At 59.5% G+C, this 18,320-nt stretch carries 19 protein-coding genes; 5 read left to right on the top strand and 14 right to left on the bottom strand.

Features of this window, described 5'->3' with window-relative positions:
* Positions 1-99: 99 nt before the first annotated feature.
* From DES43_RS21095 to DES43_RS21085, 3 genes are all read right to left on the bottom strand, one after another.
* Complete coding sequence (locus DES43_RS21095; RefSeq protein WP_133676216.1) at positions 100-546, bottom strand: hypothetical protein; 447 nt, start codon at positions 544-546, stop codon at positions 100-102.
* Entirely contained in the window at positions 539-1,396 is an 858-nt protein-coding gene (locus DES43_RS21090) for a hypothetical protein (RefSeq protein ID WP_245514618.1), read from the bottom strand. Before DES43_RS21090 ends, DES43_RS21095 begins: the two co-directional genes overlap by 8 nt.
* A gap of 173 nt (positions 1,397-1,569) precedes the next feature.
* A complete protein-coding gene (locus tag DES43_RS21085) occupies positions 1,570-2,025 on the bottom strand; it encodes a DUF3846 domain-containing protein (protein WP_133676214.1) in 456 nt (151 codons plus the stop codon).
* Positions 2,026-2,744: 719 nt separating this feature from the next.
* On the opposite strand from DES43_RS21085, the gene DES43_RS21080 reads away from it, so the two are divergent.
* Entirely contained in the window at positions 2,745-3,233 is a 489-nt protein-coding gene (locus tag DES43_RS21080) for a helix-turn-helix domain-containing protein (protein WP_133676212.1), read from the top strand.
* 392 nt (positions 3,234-3,625) lie between these two features.
* Here the strand turns inward: DES43_RS21080 and DES43_RS23115 are convergent, their stop codons facing one another.
* The gene (locus tag DES43_RS23115; RefSeq protein ID WP_245514617.1) at positions 3,626-3,844 is read right to left on the bottom strand and encodes a hypothetical protein; all 219 of its coding nucleotides are present in this window, start codon (positions 3,842-3,844) and stop codon (positions 3,626-3,628) included.
* A 339-nt stretch (positions 3,845-4,183) separates the two neighbouring features.
* Here DES43_RS23115 and DES43_RS22535 point away from each other — a divergent pair, with 339 nt between their 5' ends.
* Together DES43_RS22535 and DES43_RS23110 are read left to right on the top strand one after the other, a co-directional pair.
* Positions 4,184-4,351, top strand: a complete 168-nt coding sequence (locus DES43_RS22535; RefSeq protein ID WP_166647799.1) for a hypothetical protein — start codon at positions 4,184-4,186, stop codon at positions 4,349-4,351.
* 12 nt (positions 4,352-4,363) lie between these two features.
* Positions 4,364-4,789 (top strand): ATPase, encoded by a 426-nt coding sequence (locus DES43_RS23110; RefSeq protein ID WP_236761836.1) that lies wholly within the window; start codon positions 4,364-4,366, stop codon positions 4,787-4,789.
* 451 nt (positions 4,790-5,240) lie between these two features.
* Here DES43_RS23110 and DES43_RS21065 read toward each other — a convergent pair whose 3' ends face one another.
* From DES43_RS21065 to DES43_RS21040, 6 genes are all read right to left on the bottom strand, one after another.
* Positions 5,241-6,668, bottom strand: coding sequence for an ISNCY family transposase (locus tag DES43_RS21065; RefSeq protein ID WP_133676210.1), 1,428 nt, complete (start codon positions 6,666-6,668; stop codon positions 5,241-5,243).
* A 355-nt stretch (positions 6,669-7,023) separates the two neighbouring features.
* Positions 7,024-8,304 (bottom strand): cytochrome P450, encoded by a 1,281-nt coding sequence (locus DES43_RS21060; RefSeq protein ID WP_133676208.1) that lies wholly within the window; start codon positions 8,302-8,304, stop codon positions 7,024-7,026.
* 30 nt (positions 8,305-8,334) lie between these two features.
* Positions 8,335-8,805, bottom strand: coding sequence for a signal peptidase II (lspA, locus tag DES43_RS21055; protein WP_133676206.1), 471 nt, complete (start codon positions 8,803-8,805; stop codon positions 8,335-8,337).
* A gap of 27 nt (positions 8,806-8,832) precedes the next feature.
* The gene (locus DES43_RS21050) at positions 8,833-9,576 is read right to left on the bottom strand and encodes a cytochrome c biogenesis CcdA family protein (protein ID WP_133676204.1); all 744 of its coding nucleotides are present in this window, start codon (positions 9,574-9,576) and stop codon (positions 8,833-8,835) included.
* A complete protein-coding gene (locus tag DES43_RS21045) occupies positions 9,576-10,577 on the bottom strand; it encodes a sodium:calcium antiporter (protein WP_133676202.1) in 1,002 nt (333 codons plus the stop codon). The genes DES43_RS21050 and DES43_RS21045 overlap by 1 nt, the downstream gene beginning before the upstream one ends.
* An 82-nt stretch (positions 10,578-10,659) precedes the next feature.
* A complete protein-coding gene (locus DES43_RS21040; RefSeq protein ID WP_133676200.1) occupies positions 10,660-11,553 on the bottom strand; it encodes a cation efflux transmembrane domain-containing protein in 894 nt (297 codons plus the stop codon).
* 47 nt (positions 11,554-11,600) lie between these two features.
* Between DES43_RS21040 and DES43_RS21035 the strand changes: the two genes are divergently transcribed.
* A complete protein-coding gene (locus DES43_RS21035; protein WP_133676198.1) occupies positions 11,601-11,954 on the top strand; it encodes an ArsR/SmtB family transcription factor in 354 nt (117 codons plus the stop codon).
* 463 nt (positions 11,955-12,417) lie between these two features.
* On the opposite strand, the gene DES43_RS21025 is transcribed toward DES43_RS21035, so the two are convergent.
* Both DES43_RS21025 and DES43_RS21020 read right to left on the bottom strand, forming a co-directional pair.
* Positions 12,418-13,464, bottom strand: coding sequence for a vitamin K epoxide reductase family protein (locus DES43_RS21025; protein WP_245514616.1), 1,047 nt, complete (start codon positions 13,462-13,464; stop codon positions 12,418-12,420).
* Between the two features lie 80 nt (positions 13,465-13,544).
* Positions 13,545-15,263: an ISL3 family transposase gene (locus DES43_RS21020; RefSeq protein WP_133676194.1), complete on the bottom strand. Its 1,719-nt coding sequence runs from the start codon at positions 15,261-15,263 to the stop codon at positions 13,545-13,547.
* Positions 15,264-15,498: 235 nt separating this feature from the next.
* Between DES43_RS21020 and DES43_RS21015 the strand changes: the two genes are divergently transcribed.
* Positions 15,499-16,956, top strand: a complete 1,458-nt coding sequence (locus tag DES43_RS21015) for an ISKra4 family transposase (protein WP_245514619.1) — start codon at positions 15,499-15,501, stop codon at positions 16,954-16,956.
* A 46-nt stretch (positions 16,957-17,002) separates the two neighbouring features.
* Here the strand turns inward: DES43_RS21015 and DES43_RS21010 are convergent, their stop codons facing one another.
* The gene (locus DES43_RS21010; RefSeq protein WP_425359076.1) at positions 17,003-17,758 is read right to left on the bottom strand and encodes a DUF3991 and TOPRIM domain-containing protein; all 756 of its coding nucleotides are present in this window, start codon (positions 17,756-17,758) and stop codon (positions 17,003-17,005) included.
* 175 nt (positions 17,759-17,933) lie between these two features.
* On the bottom strand, positions 17,934-18,113 hold the full coding sequence (locus tag DES43_RS21005; RefSeq protein WP_020046815.1) for a hypothetical protein: 180 nt from the start codon (positions 18,111-18,113) through the stop codon (positions 17,934-17,936).
* Positions 18,114-18,320: the final 207 nt, after the last annotated feature.

Below are 18,320 nucleotides of genomic sequence, written 5' to 3'. Positions count from 1 at the left end.
TTCAACTTCGCAAAGGCTCAAGCCGCCCCCTGAGCCGATAGCCGCGCCACGCTTGTTCACACATCTCTGCGGCAGGACCTGAAAATCGCGCTTACCCTCCTACAGCCGGAAATGGGCAACCAAGCCCTGATTGGCTCGGTGGCTTGCCAGTGCATAGGCGCACGCCTGCGCCAGAAGGTCGGGATTCTCTGTCATGCCCGACTTCGCGCGTCCCTTGATGTCGGCTTTCAAGTCGTCATCGCTGGTTCCAACGTGCATGTTTCCGACAATCCAGCGCAATTGCGCATAGGGGATCTCGTCAACACGCCGAACAGGCAAGGCCGAAATCAGGCCCTTGCGCTGACTGGCTGCCTCCCCGGCCTCACTTGCCTCCTTCTTGGTCGGGAAATAGGCTTTCACCAGCTGGCGGCGCTGCGCGTCGGCTGCACTCATGAAAGCGTTTGAGCCGTCTTCTTGGGTGTATAGGCTCCAGTCGGCGGCACTGCCGCCGAACATGGCGTCGCCTCGGCCGGAAAACTCCATGACTGTAAAAATCTGCTCATTCATGTGGGGATCCTCTGTTTTCCGGGGCTGATCGAGCGGCGCTGTTGCCGCTGATCGATTTCAAGACACGACTTGCCGCATAGCGCCCGGCCTCGTTCAAATTGCGCTGCCACGCCCCTTGCGACGGAGACCAGCGGAACCCGTGAGATTTCAGGGTGCGCCGCGTCTGTTCGTCCGGCTTGCCGGGAAACAGCAACTGAATGCGGGTCAAGTCGGTGTTTTCATTGACCGTGACGGCTCCTGCCTGCGTCTCAACGTCCTCGGCGCGGTCGCCGCGCTTCTTCATCGAAGCAAGCGAAGCGAGGCGGGTTTGCATGCGGCGCAGTTCGGCGCGGGTGTTGGTGGTGGAAAAGCCGCGTCGGTTCTGCCACGGGGCAAGGGTAACGCCACGCGATGCCCTCTCCTCGTCCATTCCGGTTTCTGCTACCACACGGGCCAGAATGTCGGCTTCGCTCGCCTGATCCTTCTCCATCCGGCGAATGATGACATTCGCCAGTTTCATCCGGTCGATGGACAGTGCCAGGTCTTCGATCCGCGAGGCGATGCGCTGCATGGCGGCCGGATCGCCGGAGCGGATCGGCTCGTCATCGCTCCCGTGGGGAAACGCCTTGCGCTTCACTGCCTTTTTCGCAGTCGCGATATGGGCCGAGACGTCAGCACGGCGGGCGTCTGAAACTCGCATCCGCTTTTCATTGCGGGCGACGGGAAAGCGGGCAGGTCCGGTGATAAACCAGTTCATGCAACGGCCTTCCGCTGCCCAATACTGGGCGGTGATCTCGACATGACGGCGGGCAAACGCCTCTAGTTCAGCGTCCGGCAGGGGCAGTTTTGCTTGCTCCCACAGTTCCACCATGAAGGCGGCAAAACCGTTCAGGCGCTCTGCCAGCCCCTCCAGTTCGAACAGCGCGCGCCGCTCCGGAAAATGCGCGAGAGCATGGAAGCTATGTTCGATGTCCTTCGCCGCGATGGTCGCGGCAAAGGTTCCGGCGAGAATGGGCAGGGTGCGGTCCTCGACAACAGCGATGATCATCGGACTACCCCCGCCATGACGGTTGGGTGAGTGCGAGTGATGCGGGTCTGGAACCCGATCAAAGCGCCGCCCAGAATGACCCCATTGGGGGAATGCTCGTCTGCCTTGGCGAAGACCGGATCAAGAACCGGCTTGCAGACGTTCAGGCGGGCCGCCACTTCCTCAATGCTGATCAGCGGCGGCAGGACATGCGAGCCGTCCAGACTGGCAAGAACGATTTTTCCGGCCAATGGCTGCGGGTAGCCGTCAAAGACGGTGAAGGCGGTCAAGCCGTCACGCAAACCCTCCTCATCGACGATGAGAACGTGGTTCGTATCGAATGGCACCGCCTCGACAAGCTGGCATCCAATCAGCCCGTAGGTCTGAGAGAATGCGCTTGGCGCGGCGACCTGTGCAGCTTGAATGGTCCCGGCTTCCGGGTCCAGGAGGTAAACGGTTGCGGTTGTGGTCATAGTTCTCACCCTTTCTCCAATTCCGCGAAGCGGTCTTCTCGTGCCCCTCGTGGGCAGGAGCCCCGCTCCTGTTCCCGAGTTCGCGCGGAGCAGCGGGGGAGAGGGTGGCAAGGGGATAAAACGGAGGGGTTTCGCCCGCCCGAGGCAAAGCCGAAGGGGCGTCGCGTCAGTGGCGATCCTGCACGAAAGCGCGGCCGTAAGGCTGCGCGAAGGAAGGACGGGGAGACCGTTTTTTCCCCTTGTGAGGGAGAGGGGGCGGCGCTCCTCTTTCCCTCATCAAAGAGACAGACAGGACGCCTCCGGCGTCACTGCTTCATCGTGACGGGGACCGGATCACAGTGACTGGTGCTGATGGCGGTGAGGAGCTTTCAAGATGCGGAAAGGCCGCCCCGATCAGGCGAGGCGGCCTCCGTAGGCATGACAGATAAGGGCTAGAGATCTGCCATGACCTGACTGGATCAGTAGCCAATATGGGTCGATCGGGAGAGGCTGTAAATGTCGGTACCGATTTTTGCCAAGGCATGTGATTGAAGGCGAAGCCGCAGCGCAACCGATCGTCACCCGAATGGGCGGAGACAGCGGCTGCTGGCTCCGTGCCGAAGGCATAGAGCGGGGTCGCAAAGCGATGCGCTAAAGTAGCTATTCAGTGTAGACTTTCGAGGCACCATCTTTAATTGTTCCAGAGAAATAACGATTAATTTCCAGTGTGGTTGGTGGCAATGGCAGGTTTCGGACTCGAGCAGTGGGTAAGCTATCTCGGACTTGAACGCGTTGACGACCCGAACAAAGATTATCCCGTTTATCGCAAGCGGCTTGACGGAAAGATCATCGATCTCAAGGAACTGGATCTGCTTGTTGCTCAGCGACTGCGTGACCTGCGAACCGACCGACAGATTGCGCAAGCTAAAGTCGCTACACTGCTGGGGGTGAAGGAGGCGACGTATTCCCGTTACGAAAATGCCTCTTCCTTGATGACCGTCGGACGGCTGATCCACGTTTTCGAGGTCCTGGATATCACTCCGGAAGAGTTCTTCGATCCCTTCGTCGACGAACGGCCCTCTCATTCGAAAGAAAAGTCGGGGGAAGCCGTGAGAAACAAGCTGATGGGGGAAACGGTCGACCACCTGAAAAAGCTCGACGATACGGCCTTGAAGATGGTGCATGACCTGGTGATCGCAATGGAGCCCCGGACGATAGGAAGGCAGTAAACGAATGGCGCGGCGAAAGCCGCGCCATAACACTCAGCGGGTTGGCTTTGGTTTCCGCCGCGTGCCGGCCGCCTTTGGCGAACAGCCGGCGCTCATGCGGCGTCCTTTTCCGGCCCTTCTGGCGAAGACATCGCTCGGATCGATCGGCGCCAGTCCGAGATCCGAGAAGGACAATGAAGAATATCGGAGCTCAGCATAGCGCCGCCCCTCCTTCAGGGGCGGGAAAGCGGGAATTCTCGACACGGTTTTGACGGAAGAAGGGAAGCCGCAGGAGGCTTAGCATCGCGCCGCGAAGCGGAAGCCGGGATCGACTTCCCCCGCCAAAACCGTTCCTCATCACCCGGACGATAGCGATGTCTAACCATCGGATGTGCGCCGGAGCTTGATTGCATTCAGTGAAGCGTCGGGGCAGGGTCCGGCCGGAGCTTTACCGTGTTCTTCACGACCTTACGAAGCTTTCGCCAATCGGGAAGGTCGCCTTCATTCACGCGTTCCTCGATCGCTGTCAGGATCCAGCCAACGCAGGCGACATCTTCGGCAGCGCGGTACTTGTCCGAGCGGCGGAAACAAGCGACGATGCGAGGCCGTGCGCCTTCGTCGGTTCTCGGCATCTGGGCAACCAGGTCCTGCGCTTCGCGATAAGCCTGGCCACCCTCTAACGCTCATCAGGACCGGCTTGCGTGATCATTCCGACAGTCCAAACCAGGGTTTTCGACAGGTCGACAACTTCGTCAGTCATGGCGTGATCATCCTTTCCGTTGCAACAGATCCAAAAGGGTACCATCCTCTTCCTCACGCCCTAAGAGCAGATCTGCAACTTTTGATCGCGTCGCCTGGCGCCTTCATCTGGCGCCTATTTGCTCTCTTTGCGTGCTTTCCCTCTAAGTCGCAAAGCCCTGATTTGCCGACGGGGTTGCTCTGCGCTATATTCTTCCCTTAGGAGACCGCAAATGCTCTTGAAGAAGTTTGACGAGAACAAGGAAGCCCTGAAGCAGATCGGCCGCGAAGCGATCGCCGAGAGCCGTCGTTTGGGCCTGCCGATCTCCGCCCGTGACCTCCAGAATGAGGCCGAGGATCAGGCGGTATTGGAGCAGAAGAAGCGCATTTCTGCCGCCTGAGGTCCTCACTCTTTGTCCCGGCCTGCCTGTATCATTCTCGGGGGTCCCAACGGATCGGGCAATTCGTCGGCATATGCCAAGCTGCAGCTCGACGGCGCTTGGATCAACGCTGATGAGATCGCCAAGCAGCTCACCGGATCCAGGGATGGCCGGGCAGCCGCCATGGCAGCGGGGAGGGCGGCCATTATGAAGATCCGGGAGATAATCGAGACCCGGCAGTCGTTCGTCTTCGAAACCACCTTGAGCAGCCAGCCGTCAATCAACCTGATGAGCGATGCCAAGGCGGCTGGGTACTATGTCGGCCTCTACTACGTCGCCCTGGATTCCGTCGAACTCAACATCGAGCGTGTTCAGCGTCGGGTAGAGAAGGGCGGCCACGACATTCCGGAAGACATCCATCCGACGGCGCTACGAAGGATCGCTGCAGAAGCTGTCTAAAGCTCTCAGATACGCTGAGGAGGCCCTGCTGATAGACAACAGCGGTATCGAGCCCCGGGAGATCTTCCGCGGTCGTGCTGGCGTGATCGTCGGGTCTGACGTTGATCGTCGCAATCCGCTGCACAGGCTTTTCGAAGGTCGGGTTGTGGAAGCCTATGACCTCGTAAGGGTAGGGGAGGCGTATCGTTCTCGAACCTCGATCGAAAAGGGATCAGGTGCCGTGAACGGTAAATATTTTGTGCCGTCGCGTCCCTTTCGGATGCCAACTATATCACTATTATCAATGCTTTAGCATGTCAAAGCTGGTTAGAGGCGCGTGCTCACTAGCCACTTAGAAACGCGACACTGGCGCTGCCGATCAGCCCCGATCTGAGCGGCAGACGCGCTTGCAAGATCAGATCGGGGCGGGTGGGGCGCACCTCTTCGGCTTTAGCTTTGAGACCGGCTAACGTCATTCTGCAGCTTCCATGCGCGCCAAGGCCTTCTTCCTTTTGGCGATGACTTCCGGATCGTTCATGAAATCCGTCCGAGGGCCGGACTTGCGGCCGCGCTTCTGATAACCGTTTCCAATGCTGCCGTCCCGAATGCCAAACATATGATCTTTCTGACCCGTCCGGGATGGGCCGCTCTTGCTGCGCTCACGTTGGCGCCCGGCCTGCATCTCAGCAACGATCGACAGCATGTCATCCAGCCGCTTATTGTCGACGACCTGCGCTCGATGCACAGACCGTAATTTGTCGAAAGTTCTGTAGGGCAGGGAAAAGCTCTGATGCATGATCTCCAGCCTGCCGTCCGGGTAATCACAGACGACGACCTTCTGCCCAGCCAGTGGCTGCGAGATCTCGGTCGGATCGAGAATGAACAGCACCTTGTCGTAACGTAGCGTCAAAGCCTGCGACAGGGTGCGGACTTCCTTGCGGCACATAGCACCGTCCAGGTTCTCATGATCAGCGAGAGGCCGATGCATGTCCTTCGGATTGCGCGGCAACTTGCCAAAACGTTTATTGAAGTCTTCAATGAACTCAGGTGCATAGGAATTGGCAGCATCGATTGTGCTGATGCCCCGCAGCCGCATCTCTTTCACCAGGCGATCCTGCAGCGTCTGATTGGCCCGTTCGACCCGGCCTTTAGCCTGAGGCGTGTTGGCGCAGATGATGTCGATGTTCAGTTCATAAAGCGCACGACCGAATTGTGTCAGACCGGTCGTCCTGTCGGTCTTCGAAGCATTCGTCGACCGGAAAACACCATGCTTGTCGCTATAGAAAGCAAGCGGCTTACCCCATTGCTGCAAATAGGCCTTCGTTGCATGGAGATAGTCGAACGTGTTCTCCGACCCAGCAAAGCGCAGATGTAGAAGCTTCCCTGTAGCGTCATCGATATAGACGAGCAGGGCGCATTTGGGACCACGGTTCTCAAACCACCAGTGATGCGATCCGTCGATCTGCACCAGTTCACCAAAGCAATCCCGCCGGCCGCGAGGCTGAAAAACACGCTTCTTGCGTTCCCGGCGAGAGACCCAGATGCCGGCCTCGGTCATCCATTGCCGCAGCGTCTCCTTGGATACCGAGATCCGATGCAGCTCGATCAGTTTCTCGCGTGCCAGCGTCGGACCAAAATCCAGATAGCGTTCGCGGATCAGGTCCAGCGCCGCATTGCGAAACTCTTCGCTGTGGCGCCGATTACTTGGTCGAGATCGCTTCTTCGACACAAGGCCGGCTGGACCATCAAGGTCGTAGGCCTGCAGCAGCCTATGCACCTGACTTCGACTGAGGTCGAGCAACTCGGCTGCCTGGACAACGCCAAGCCGATTGTCACGGATCTTTTGAATGACTTCGAGGCGATGCAACTCTCTCTGCGACATGGTGATCAACAAGGACATGACGACTCCGACCGCTCATGGTCTCGACCAAGCTCGAAGTCGTCATCCTTGCTCCCGACGTTGGCGTTGACCAGTGCATCAAGAGGCGAGACTGTCGCATCTCTAACTGGCTCAACTGTCGCATTACTAAATAGCCGCTACATTAGCAATGTCGCATAACTCACATTATGGAACTAAGCCATTGATTGTAAACATCAAACTCAAAATGCTATGATTATTCAATTTTGGCAACCGGCAGCTCGTCGAGCTTGTGTCGCGGCGAGCGGGGAACGATTTGATGCCCATTCTCGCTTATTGATGCCGCACGCCGCCGGCACCCATGCACCCAGCCAAATTTGCCGTTGAACGCATTGCGTCAGCTTGGCGAAGCAGCAGGAATGCGGGTCGAAGTCTGCCCAACGTTTTTGATGATTAAGCGGCTGCGCGGCAAAGCAGGCAACCTCGAGTAGTCGATCCGCAGATCCTGCTGCGGCACATCATACCGTATGCTTCTGGATAGAACCTCCGAAGCCTGCTTCATCAGCTCGATCGTGATCCACTCACCTGGGCATCGGTGATGCATATGGTGATCGCCGCCACCTTGAGGGACGAAGTTGAAGGGGCTCTTGTCCCAATCAGCAAACCGTTCTGGCCGAAACGTTTCGGGTGTTTCCCATGAGCGCGCATCATGGTTTGTGCCGTAAAGGTCGAGGAGAACGCGGCGTCCCTGGGGGAAGCGATACCCCTGCCATTCAAAGTCACGTCGCACCCGTGCCGCGACAGCAGGAAAGAAGGGATAGAACCGGCGAACCTCCTGGGCAAAGAGTTCGGTGTAACTCTCATCATCGCCGGCCTGGAGCTTGCGCCGACACTCAGGATATTGATGCAGGGCGTGCGCTACAAACGTGATGTAGACGCTGACGGCCACAATCGGTCTGATCACGTTTAGCACTTCCACAGCAGCGACGTGAGGCGGCAGCAACTTGCCGTTCAGATCCCGGTGCCATGCAATAACATGGGCAGCGGATTGTTCGGCGGGGCGTGACCGGCCGCTTCGAATCTGACCGATGATGGTCTCGATCCAGCGGTTGCTCCTCTTGCGGGCCAAGCGAGCCCACCAGTGTTTCGGCCCAATAGATCCGGCATAATCGAATAGCGCGGTGATCTCGCGCGTTCGCTGCGCGACTTCTGAGTCCGCGAGCGACACACCGGCCCAGGCGCAGGCAGCGCGCGTGAGAAGGCCGTGCAACTCGTCATATAGAACCACTTCGTCCTTTAGCGTCCAGGCGCGAGTGTAGGTCTGCCACTCTTCGGCGGTTCCCGCCACCAGCCGAGCGAGCTGCTCAGCGCTCATCAGCGACATGAACATCCGCTTGCGGTGTTTGTGAGCCTCGTCGTCCAGGCCCTGCACGCCTCCCCGTCCGAGCAGCGTCTTTTGAATCCGCCCGACCATGGCGCCACGCCGCATGAACCGGTCGTTGTCGTAGAAGAGCCGAGCCGCTTCCGGCCCGGTCATGCAGGTCGCCTTTTGCAGCATCAGCCGTGTTTCGAATAGGTCTGCCCCATATTTCCGACATCGCTTCGATATGAACCGATACGGATCATTGATAAGGGCCAGAGTGGCGTCCGGCGTTGCGGTGCGGGGGATCTGAGGCATTGAAGCGTCCTTCGTCGGGCAGGCACTGGTTCAGGCGCTACGGGCTTTCGTGCTGTCTCTGGCTAGGACGCTCTCGATGAGCAAGAGCCCCGCCCCGCATACGATCGCCACGTCGGCAAGATTGAAGGCTGGCCAATGATAGCTGCCAATGTAGAAATCCAGAAAATCCGTCACGGCGCCCTGCCGCAGCCGGTCGAGCAGATTGCCCAGCGCGCCCCCGACGATAAGCCCGAGGGCGGCGGCCGTGAGACGGTTGTCGGTTCGCTTGATCCAGCCCAGGAGCCCCGCGACTATGGCAAGTGTGAACACCATCAGGATCCAAGCCGGAGCCTCGCCGAACATTCCGAAGCTCACGCCGGTGTTAAAGCCGAGCACGAGATTGAAGAAGTCGGTGACAGGGATGACCTGAGGTGGGTTCATGACATGGTTTAGGACCAACCATTTCGTCGCCTGATCAAGGAGAAATCCGCCAAGGGCGATTGGAAGGCCGAGCCTGAGCATATCGCATAATCCCTTAAAAACCGCGGCTCAGCCGATTCGGCCGAGGGCCGGGAACGTCTGGAGGAGCCAAATTGCAAAGCTGGAGAGATGGCCGGTAATCATGGCGATACCCATGACCACCATCACCCCGCCAGCGACGATTTTGAGCACCCGGCCAGTTCGGCGCATTGACAACAGCCGTGTCATGAATCCGCGCATGAACAGAGCGGCCAGGATAAAGGGCAGGCCAAGGCCCAGCGAGTATACGGCCAACAGTGCCGTTCCGCTTGCAACCGTGGCGTTGGCGGCGGATAGGGCCAGGATCGAGCCCAGCACAGGTCCGATGCATGGGGTCCAGCCGAACGCGAAAGCGAGACCGAGCAAGTAGGCAGACCAAGCGCCGCCGCTGTTCGGACTGGAATGGAACCGCACGTCACGGTCGAGCCAGGGCATCGGTACAAGGCCGGTTGTGAACAAGCCGAAGATGACGACGATCACACCGCCGATCAGGTTTGCTTCGTAAAGATGCGTGCGCAGGAGTCCGCCCAACGCGGTCGCACTGGCCCCGAGCAAGACGAACACGGTCGAGAAGCCGAGAACGAAGCAGAGGCTGAGACCGAGGGTTCGGCTCGCCGCCTTTATTCCGGAATGGGCCGGAACCCCGTCGGCGCTGATCGTGCGCCCCGCGACATAGGATATATAGCCCGGTACTAGCGGCAGAACGCAGGGCGACAAAAAGGATATCACGCCTGCGGCGAAGGCTGTTGCTACTCCGATGCTGGAAATCTCCATCAGACCAGCTCCAGCACCCAGACGACAACGACGGCTACATAGGTAGCGTAGGCGCCAACCAGGGTAAGAACCTGCCAGCGGCGGAAGCCGGATTCGGACCCGCCCCAGCGGACGAACGCCGCGTAGAGCGCAGGCATAAGCGCGACAAAGACGAAACTTACCCAGACCAGCCGGAAGTTGTCGATCTGCGTCCCGACAAGCGCCAGGGGCAGAAATCCGACCGTCATGGTCATGGCGTGATCGCCGATGATGTTGGTCAGTGCCGGCGTGATCTGGCCGCTCCGCGACACCTTCCAGGACGCGAAAATCTCTGGCAGGGCGGCAACCGGCGCAGTAATGAACAGGCCGCCGATGATCGGCGAGATGCCAAACGCCTGCACTAGATTTTGGGTAGAAATGACGGTGAAATAGGCGCCGAGTGCGAGAACCCCAACGCCGGCGACCGCCATCCATATCCCCTTGCGCGACCACTCGACCTGCTCGGGCTTCTCGCGGCCACGAAAAAATGCCTGGGCGGCATAAGCGACATAGGCGGCCAACAGGACCCCGCCATCAATTGGCTGCAGCCCCTGCCAGGGCGCAGGAAGGATCAGGAGAGCCGCGAGCGCCAATATGCCGAGATATGGAAGAGCCTGCACGGTTGCTGCTTTCGGATCAACACGCAATAGGTGCTCGCGCAGGTGCTGTTGATGCCCCGGATCATTGGGAATGTCGCGCTTGCGCGTTGCGAGATAGCCGACGGAGACGAGCGCGGGTATGCCGATGGCGGTCGAGCCGAGCATTGCCCCCAAGCCGATATCGGTCACGCCCCGCACAGCACTGGTAACGTTGACGCCGACTTCCGGGGTTGCAGTGGCGATGCCGATCAGAGAGCCGCCAGCCGCCGCCGAAAGCCCCCACTGCTTGCGCAACTTACGAAGAGGCTCCGCCAGATGATCGGAACCCCACTCCGCCGCAAAGACGGCGGCCAACAGGACAGCAGCCCATATCCAAGTGCTCATGCTCCTCCGTGATAGGTTGTCCGGATCGAGCTGATCGACAAGGCGCGGTTCGTGAAGGAGCGGTCGGGTTCGCGGCTCGATATCATGCCGGAGCGCTCCGCCGTGTCGACGAAGCTTCCCGCAAATCGCTGCGGGCGTCGCGGATGATCGACCAGGACGACTGCAGGAACAGGCCGGCGATCACGGCGGCGACGACGAGGTCCGGCCAAGCCGTTCCGGTCCAAGCCACCAGGCCTGCCGCCACGACGACGGCTGCGTTTCCGATCGCGTCGTTGCGCGAAAAAAGCCAGACCGCCCGCACATTCGCGTCGCCCGTTCGGTGGGGCAGCAATGGAAGAACCGCAACCACATTGACGACGAGTGCAACCAGTGCGAACAGGCCCATCAACTCGGCCTCGGGTTGCTGCTGCACCAGCACGCGATAGGCCGTATTCACAAGGACCCCAAGGCCGAGCGCCCCAAGAAAAAGGCCTTGGATTAAGGCGGAACGGGCGCGCCAGACGATGCTCCACCCGATGGCGAGGATGCCAAGAAAAGTAATGAGGCCGTCGCCCAGGAAATCGAGTGCGTCGGCCTTTAGCGCCTGCGAACCAGAAATAAAGCCACCGAACATCTCGATGATTCCGTAGCCGACATTGAGTACGACCACGATCCACAACGCGCGTTTATAGGCCGGTGTAATGTGCGATAGGTCCTTGGGCAGATCGTCAATGTCGCCCTCGGTGTCGGTTTCGGGTGCATCCAGACGGTCAAGCCGGTATCCGATGCCGCTGACAGCGCGTTCGACCTCCGGGAGGCAGGACGCGGGGTCGCTGACGTGCAACGTCATGATCTGCGTGGCAGTCGAAACCTTTACCTCGTCCACCCCAACCGAGCGCACTGCCTTCTCGATCTTAGCCGCGCAGGAGGGGCAATCCATGCCGGTGACGCGGTAGCGTGCGGTCTCGGCATCGTGCGCTGATGCTGCTATTGTCATGGCTATCTTTCCTGTTCGAGAGAGGCTATATATCATCCGTGACTGATATGTCTAGTAATGTCGAAGTGCTGGAGCGGATCAAGGATACAACCTTTGCTCTGCGTACGAAGCTATTCCGGGGATTGGCCGATGCCTCGCGCTTGTCAATTCTTGATGCTTTGCGCACGCGGCCGTTGTCTGTCGGCCAGATCGTCGCGATCACGGGTCTGTCGCAGCCGAACGCCTCGAACCATCTGCGGTGTCTCAGCGAATGCGGCCTCGTCTCCGGCGAGCAGCGCGGCCGTTTTGTCCACTATCGCCTGAGCGATCAACGTCTGAATGATCTGTTTTTGCTTAGCGACGAGCTGCTGACGGAGACCGCGTGCGCCGTAGATACCTGCGGGAACTATGGCACAAGCTGATCCAAGCGGGTTATTGCTGGCGCAGCGCTCCATTTTGCGGTCCCGCCGATTTCAGGTCGCGCATGAGGCATACCTTCCTCGGCAGCACACCGGCGCGTATCGTCGTTCCCGGCCATGCAAGTCCAGGATCGGGCCGCGGACCTGATCCGTTTCGAAGGGCCTGACGGACAGGTCGTCACGTTGCCGCCGCTGGCCTTCTACACCTTGATGGACCCTATTCCCGGGCGCCGCGCAAAGGCGAGGCTAAACGTTACGCCTGCGGCGATGTGCAGGAGGCGGCGCTGGCCCATCTGAAGCATATTCGGCTCAAGATTGCCGATCTTCGGCGCATGGAGCGTACGCTTGCCGATACGGCCGCAAGCTGTGAGGGCGGAACGGCTGCCGACTGCCCGATTATCGACGTGCTCAGCCGGGCGCCGGGCTGATGATTGCCATGTCGCGACAAGCCGCGGATTCTCACGGCTCACACGACATAGCGGTCCCAGCTCCCATAATGCTCCTTACTACGGGGACCGCGCGGCAGGCTAAGGGCGATCAGGAGAATGCCGGTGATAACGCTTGCCCCCGAAGCGAGCGGCGCCGCGCCGATAAGCAGCCAGGGCGACGCAATCAGCCACAGCCCAAAGGCTACGTTGATGAAGCGCAAGGGCCGCGCGACTTCCGCCATAGCCATCACGGCAACGGTGACAATGAGCGCGCCGACCAGATGATCGCTGTCCGCCATCGGTGGCTCGGTACCGAACGCTAGACGGCTGAACATCAGCCAAAGGCCAACGGCAGCGCTTCCAACGAGCGTCCACGGTACAGTCACCCCACGGGTCGCCGACTTGATGGTGCCCCCGAGATCGGAATCGAAGCCGGACTGCTTGTCCTCGCCGCTGCCGGGCAGCGCGTCGCCCTTGAAGAAAGATCGCCAGAACGGTCGTCCGCGCCGCTTGTTTAGGACCAGGAACTGCCCCATCGCCACGAGCTCATCGAGCGAATATGGAATCATGATCAGCATCGCGAGCGCAGCCAGCAGGCACAGCGTGCAATAAGTGCCGATAACGATCGGCTGAATGATGATGAAGTAGATCGATATGACACCGAGCGGCACGACGACAATGCCGAACAGGAGGACCATCCATGGCATCGTACGCCAGCGGGCGCGGCCTCCCATGACGCCCATTAACACCTCAAACATGTAAGTGGTGGCGCCCAGACCACCATCCGCAATTGGCCAGGCTTTGGAAACGTCCGAGGTGATAATATACTCGGTGCCATTCCGGACCGCATCGCCGGAAAAGAACGGTTCCCAGACGCCATCGATATGGCCCAGCTGATAGGCGGCAAGCACGCGGGAAATAACGAACCCAATGGCGCCAAGCGCGATGATCGGCAGGCGCTGCAAATAGGTTGAGGGCGAATAGGTCCAGCCAGGGGGCATGTCGGAGGAGTCCATCATGCCTTCGTGGCTCATGCCTGGCATCATCGGCACGAGGATGGCAAAAGTAATCACGAGTGCGCCCACCAATGTGTCATTGGCATAAACGGCGGCGTTTGGGGTCCAGAAGATGAGTGGTGTCGCTTTGCAGTTAATCGGGGTCTGCCTCACTTTGTGTGGAGATCGGACAATTGGATGGGCATCATCCGCGCTCTGAGAAGCTCTGCACCCGCTCGGCCATACATAGCGCGCTTGATCGTCTTCAGTCGGTTGATCTGACCTTCCGCTTGACCATTGCTCCAAGGCAGGTCGATGGCGTTACAGACGGCGTCGATATCGCGGCGAAGGACGCGGGCAAAACGGGCCAGGAAAACCAGGCCAGAATGAATGGCATCATCAATCCAATCTTCGAGCCTTGCCGAATTTCGGCTATGAAATATTCCGCGAAACCGCATGGATAAGCTGCGCAAAGTCGCAAAGGTATCTGATCCCTGCTTGAGGGCGTCCACTTTCCGCTCTTGATTGACGGTCAGCGCGCCGCGCGGCTTGATGCAGAGAGCAGCGGCGACAACCGGCGAGATCCAGTGGCCAGTGTGCGGATCACGCACAGGCGCATTATCGTATGTACTGTCGACGACGCCAACCCGAGCCGGCGCCGCATCATCCTTATCCTTATCCTTATCCTTATCCGATTCCGGTCTCTCGGCGCGGCGCCAGGTTGCCAGGAGGCGTTCAAGATTTGAAAAGCTGCCGGTGTACCCGCGATGCTTGATGTCATGAAACAGATGCCGCCCACGGCGGTTGCCGTCCTTCCAACATTGGGTGAGAAAGGCTTCGAAATACAGGGGAGATGTCGGCTGCAACGCTCCCCTGCGTCGGTCGGGTGGCGTTTCAAACGTCAGCCATTTCGCGATGCTGCGGCGGCCATATCCAGTGCGACGCGCAATCTCCGAGCAGGTCAGGCCTTCTTTGCTCAAGGCGTGCACCGTCTCGAACACCTCCTTCCGGGACTGCCTATGTGTCCGTCGAAGCTGATTGCGCAACCGCATTCCAGGCGCCTCCTCATGCAAAGCTCGATCGTCATGATTAGTCTCGATGTCCTCGTCTGGCAGCAGTGCCCTGCCTGTAGCTCGGCCGGAGAGGCTCATCTGTTCCTCGATCGCAAGACGCAGGTTCTGGAAGAGATGAAAGCGGTCAGCCACCTGAGACGCTTGCGGGGCACCTTCACGAGCAGCCTGCGCGTATAGCCCGCATCGATCTCGACTGACCACCTCAATGGAGGGATGCCGCTTCAACCATTGTGCAACGCTCGCCACGCTCCGGTCCTCGAGAATGTCCATGACCTTTCGGCGCTCGAGATCAACGATGATCGTGCCGTAGCGCCACGATTTCCTCCAACTCCAGTCATCGATACCGATGATCCGAGCGGGGGGCTCGTCGTCGATCTGTAAAGCCATGCGCTTCAAGTGCCGAAGGATGGTGTCGTCGCTGACCGGCATCCCGAGCTGGTTCATCAAGCGCTCTCCCGGGCGTCCGCCTGTGCCGTGCCCCAGAAGGCCGACTATGTTGGCGACCCTCTTTGTCCTGCGGGCGTAGGGCGAGGCAATATCCGGGATCGGGTCCGAGAATGTTTGCCGCCCGCACTGCCGATAACTGCAACGCCAGCGGCTCAACCGAAGCCTTACCGTCACTTCATTGCCTTGGATCGGCAGGTCCTGAAGACTGCGGTACGACCAGCCGTGCCGACGTGCGCTCTGTTTCCTGCAATCTGGACAAATGCCCGAGGATGGTCCGCAAGCCGACACAACCCAGTCACCGTCGCCGTTGGTTGCGATGCTTTGGACCTTGATGCTCGGACCGGGCGACCATTTTGATTTTGTTCTCATGCACGCCAATAGCGAAGTGCCTGCTAACGATCTATTAACCACACAAAGTGAGGCAGACCCTTTAACTCCGAGAATCGGTCAGCAGCAATTTCAGCGGGATAGCGGGGCACCTAATTTGAGAACTAGCACTTAATTTGAGAATTTCTCTCGGAGAAACCGGTAATTTCTCTGGGGTCGGACACTGGTTGTTAGGTAAGTGCAGTCCATCAGCATCGCTTTGTTCGGAGAGGCAGCGATGGCGGTGGAATGGACGATCACGATCGAGGGGAAGAACGAGTTCGGCGACGTTTGCAGGAAGGCCGTTCGTATCGACAAGAGTTGGGAACGTCTGTTTGACGGCGGCATTGGCTTGTCGATTGAGGACGGCAAGACGATCATGACGGCGCTGCAAAGCGCAGTCGTACCCCATGAGGCAGAGACCTACTCCCTCTTTCGTCGTGTCTGCCCGGATTGCCACACATTTCGGCCGGTTAAGGACTACACATCACGCCGGATCCGAACCGTCTTCGGCACAGTGGCGGTCCGCAATCCTCGCTGGTTGCTGTGCCGGGATTGCTATCCGGGCATGGACGGCGCCTTTGCGCCGCTGAAAGAAATCTGCCCCGATCGAGCGACGCCCGAACTGTTGGAGCTGAGCGCCCGTCTGGGAAGCATGATGCCCTACCGGCAGGCAGCCAAGGTGCTGGCCGAGTTCCTGCCGATTGAACCCACCGAGGCGTACGCGACCGTGCGCAAGCGGACCATCAGGATCGGCGAACGGCTCGACGACCAGATTGCCCGGAAAACATGGAAGGCGAGAGCTCAAGCGGATGATCGCAGCCAGCTTGAGCTGCAGCTCCCGGGCGATCGCCGCAAGGAATTCGTCATCAGCATCGATACCGCTTATGTTCGCAGCGCGGACCCAAATGCAGCGCGAAGCTTCGAGCTCGTCGTTGCCCGATGCGGCCGCGGAGGACGAGGCGAACCAGGTGGCCGCTACTTCGTCACCGGTAGCACCGCTCAACAAGCAATTCGCGACCGCGCCCTCCACACGCTTGAAGGAGTCGGATATCGCGGCTATGGCGATGTGACGGTGATTTCGGACGGCGCAGAAGTTCTCAAGCGAGTGCCCCGCGCCATGCCGAAGCCGACAACCCACATCATCGACTGGTTCCACATCGCCATGAAGATCCAGCCCATGCAGCAGATTGCCAATCACATCGCGCGATCGCAGCCCAGTCCCCTTGAAGCGCTTCCAACCATAGACAGAGACATCAGAGCAGTGAAATGGCGCTTGTGGCACGGGCGCGTGGATCGTGCGATAGGGAACCTGGAGCGGCTCTTGACGAACCTGCAGGGATCAACGCAGGTAAACGAGTTCTCGATCGCACGGCTGCACAGCCTCGGCTTGCAACTCCTGACCTATATCCGCTCGAACCGTGGTGCGATTGTCGACTATGGAAAGCGCCACAGAGCTGGGCTCCGTGTTGCTACGACCCTCGCTGAGTCGGCCGTGAATTCTCTCGTCGGGAAGCGGATGGTGAAAAAGCAGCAGATGCGGTGGTCGCTCCACGGTGCGAATATGCTCATGCAGGTTCGAACTGCGGAGGCAAATGGCGAACTCCGTAATCGATTGCGGGCACCTTTCCGACAGCCTGAAGTAAACGTACCACCGCTATTCAAACCACAACCGCCCCTACTGCACGCCGCCTAACCCCGGAAAAATTACCGGTCTCAAATTAACGGCCGCATTCTCACGTTTACCTGCCAAACGACACCCCGGAAGCCAGGGTCTCCAACGCTTGCGCGGTTAGCGGCGACCAACCGCCTCCGGTGCTGACATAGAGCGTGTCGGATCGTGTCTGCTCGATCGCGGCCAGGCTGAGTGCATCGATTGCCGCCTCCGTCACACAGATCCGACGGGCATCCACCTTTCCAAACCGGAAGAGCGCCTTGGCGCCGCCGGTGGAAAACCCGCGCCACTCGGGGCCGCGCTCTTCCCAGCCGATGACAGCGCCAGCCTCATCGACATGTTTTGCCCACATCGAGCGATATGGGCCTTCTCGAAGAACGTCGGCCTCAATTGCCGCAGAGATGACCTGCCATGGCAGCGCCCGGTTGTGTCGAAGATAGCTCCATGTCGCCGATGCTCGCCACGGCCGTTTTCTGTGGTTCCAGCGGTCAGCGACGGAAGCCCCTGTTTGCGTTTGACGGAGAGGCTTCTCCCAGGTCGGTGCGGTTGGCTGAAACGCGACGAGATCGCCGACTACCGCCAGACTCTCGGCAAAGCCGATCCCATGGAGATAGCTTGCGAGCGCGAAGACATCGCCCTTGGCATCCGAACGAGCGTCGAACCATCCCCTGTCATCGTGGATCACAATGACGATGTCGTCGTCGCGCCGGAATTTGACCGCCCGGCGTGTGCTCTCTTTTCGGTCTATCGCGAAGCCTTCGTGCTCAAGGACGGCTGCGCAGCCCACCCGGGTACGCAGCTCTTCGATGTCATTCTTTTCCATATCACTTTCTCTAGCTTTCCTGACTTTTCGGACTGGCAGCGCCCAGGCCGCGAAGATGGAAGCGCGCAAGGGCGTGGTTCGCAATGTGCAGATCTGCCGGGAAAGATCGCGGCGAAGCCTCCCTTGCGCGCGCCTCAGCGCGAGCGGCACGCGCTCCCCCGAAGGGATGATCGGCTCAATGAGCCGATCCATAGGCAAAGGGATCGTATTCGTTGATGATGGCGTCCTCATCGCCGTCATACTCGGCGGAAGGCATGACGCCGATCTCTCCATCTATTTCGAAGAGGGTTACCGGGACCATGAGGGTCCGGGCAAGATCGAGTGCGTGGTTTTGTGCGAGGCTGAGATCCGACATGTGAGGCTCCATCCGTTGGCGGGGCCGATCCCCGCTCGATGGCGCCCGTTCGATCCGGACCCGGCTGCGGTCACCTCGGCGGCGCAGCCAGAGAGGTCGCAGTAGCTGCGAACCCCTTGATGAGGTGGAACGGCCCGCTCCGACAGCATCAAAGTGCTAACGTGGTCGTTGTTGTAAACGCCACAAGGAGGGACCGTTCCATGAAAG

It is taken from the genome of Aquamicrobium defluvii (genome assembly GCF_004363725.1).
Classification (GTDB): domain Bacteria; phylum Pseudomonadota; class Alphaproteobacteria; order Rhizobiales; family Rhizobiaceae; genus Mesorhizobium; species Mesorhizobium defluvii.
This window is presented reverse-complemented; position numbering and strand designations above follow the sequence as displayed.

Excerpts from the sequence above, each read along its gene's own strand:
- DES43_RS21020 (WP_133676194.1), bottom strand. The coding sequence starts at position 15,263 with ATGAGAACAAAATCAAAATGGTCGCCCGGTCCGAGCATCAAGGTCCAA.
- DES43_RS21080 (WP_133676212.1), top strand. The coding sequence starts at position 2,745 with ATGGCAGGTTTCGGACTCGAGCAGTGGGTAAGCTATCTCGGACTTGAA.
- DES43_RS21005 (WP_020046815.1), bottom strand. The coding sequence starts at position 18,113 with ATGTCGGATCTCAGCCTCGCACAAAACCACGCACTCGATCTTGCCCGG.
- DES43_RS21090 (WP_245514618.1), bottom strand. The coding sequence starts at position 1,396 with ATGGTGGAACTGTGGGAGCAAGCAAAACTGCCCCTGCCGGACGCTGAA.
- DES43_RS21060 (WP_133676208.1), bottom strand. The coding sequence starts at position 8,304 with ATGCCTCAGATCCCCCGCACCGCAACGCCGGACGCCACTCTGGCCCTT.
- DES43_RS21085 (WP_133676214.1), bottom strand. The coding sequence starts at position 2,025 with ATGACCACAACCGCAACCGTTTACCTCCTGGACCCGGAAGCCGGGACC.
- DES43_RS21050 (WP_133676204.1), bottom strand. The coding sequence starts at position 9,576 with ATGGAGATTTCCAGCATCGGAGTAGCAACAGCCTTCGCCGCAGGCGTG.
- DES43_RS21015 (WP_245514619.1), top strand. The coding sequence starts at position 15,499 with ATGGCGGTGGAATGGACGATCACGATCGAGGGGAAGAACGAGTTCGGC.
- DES43_RS21065 (WP_133676210.1), bottom strand. The coding sequence starts at position 6,668 with ATGTCCTTGTTGATCACCATGTCGCAGAGAGAGTTGCATCGCCTCGAA.
- DES43_RS21040 (WP_133676200.1), bottom strand. The coding sequence starts at position 11,553 with ATGACAATAGCAGCATCAGCGCACGATGCCGAGACCGCACGCTACCGC.
- DES43_RS22535 (WP_166647799.1), top strand. The coding sequence starts at position 4,184 with ATGCTCTTGAAGAAGTTTGACGAGAACAAGGAAGCCCTGAAGCAGATC.
- DES43_RS21035 (WP_133676198.1), top strand. The coding sequence starts at position 11,601 with ATGTCTAGTAATGTCGAAGTGCTGGAGCGGATCAAGGATACAACCTTT.
- DES43_RS21095 (WP_133676216.1), bottom strand. The coding sequence starts at position 546 with ATGAATGAGCAGATTTTTACAGTCATGGAGTTTTCCGGCCGAGGCGAC.
- DES43_RS21010 (WP_425359076.1), bottom strand. The coding sequence starts at position 17,758 with ATGGAAAAGAATGACATCGAAGAGCTGCGTACCCGGGTGGGCTGCGCA.
- DES43_RS21045 (WP_133676202.1), bottom strand. The coding sequence starts at position 10,577 with ATGAGCACTTGGATATGGGCTGCTGTCCTGTTGGCCGCCGTCTTTGCG.
- DES43_RS23115 (WP_245514617.1), bottom strand. The coding sequence starts at position 3,844 with ATGCCGAGAACCGACGAAGGCGCACGGCCTCGCATCGTCGCTTGTTTC.
- lspA (WP_133676206.1), bottom strand. The coding sequence starts at position 8,805 with ATGCTCAGGCTCGGCCTTCCAATCGCCCTTGGCGGATTTCTCCTTGAT.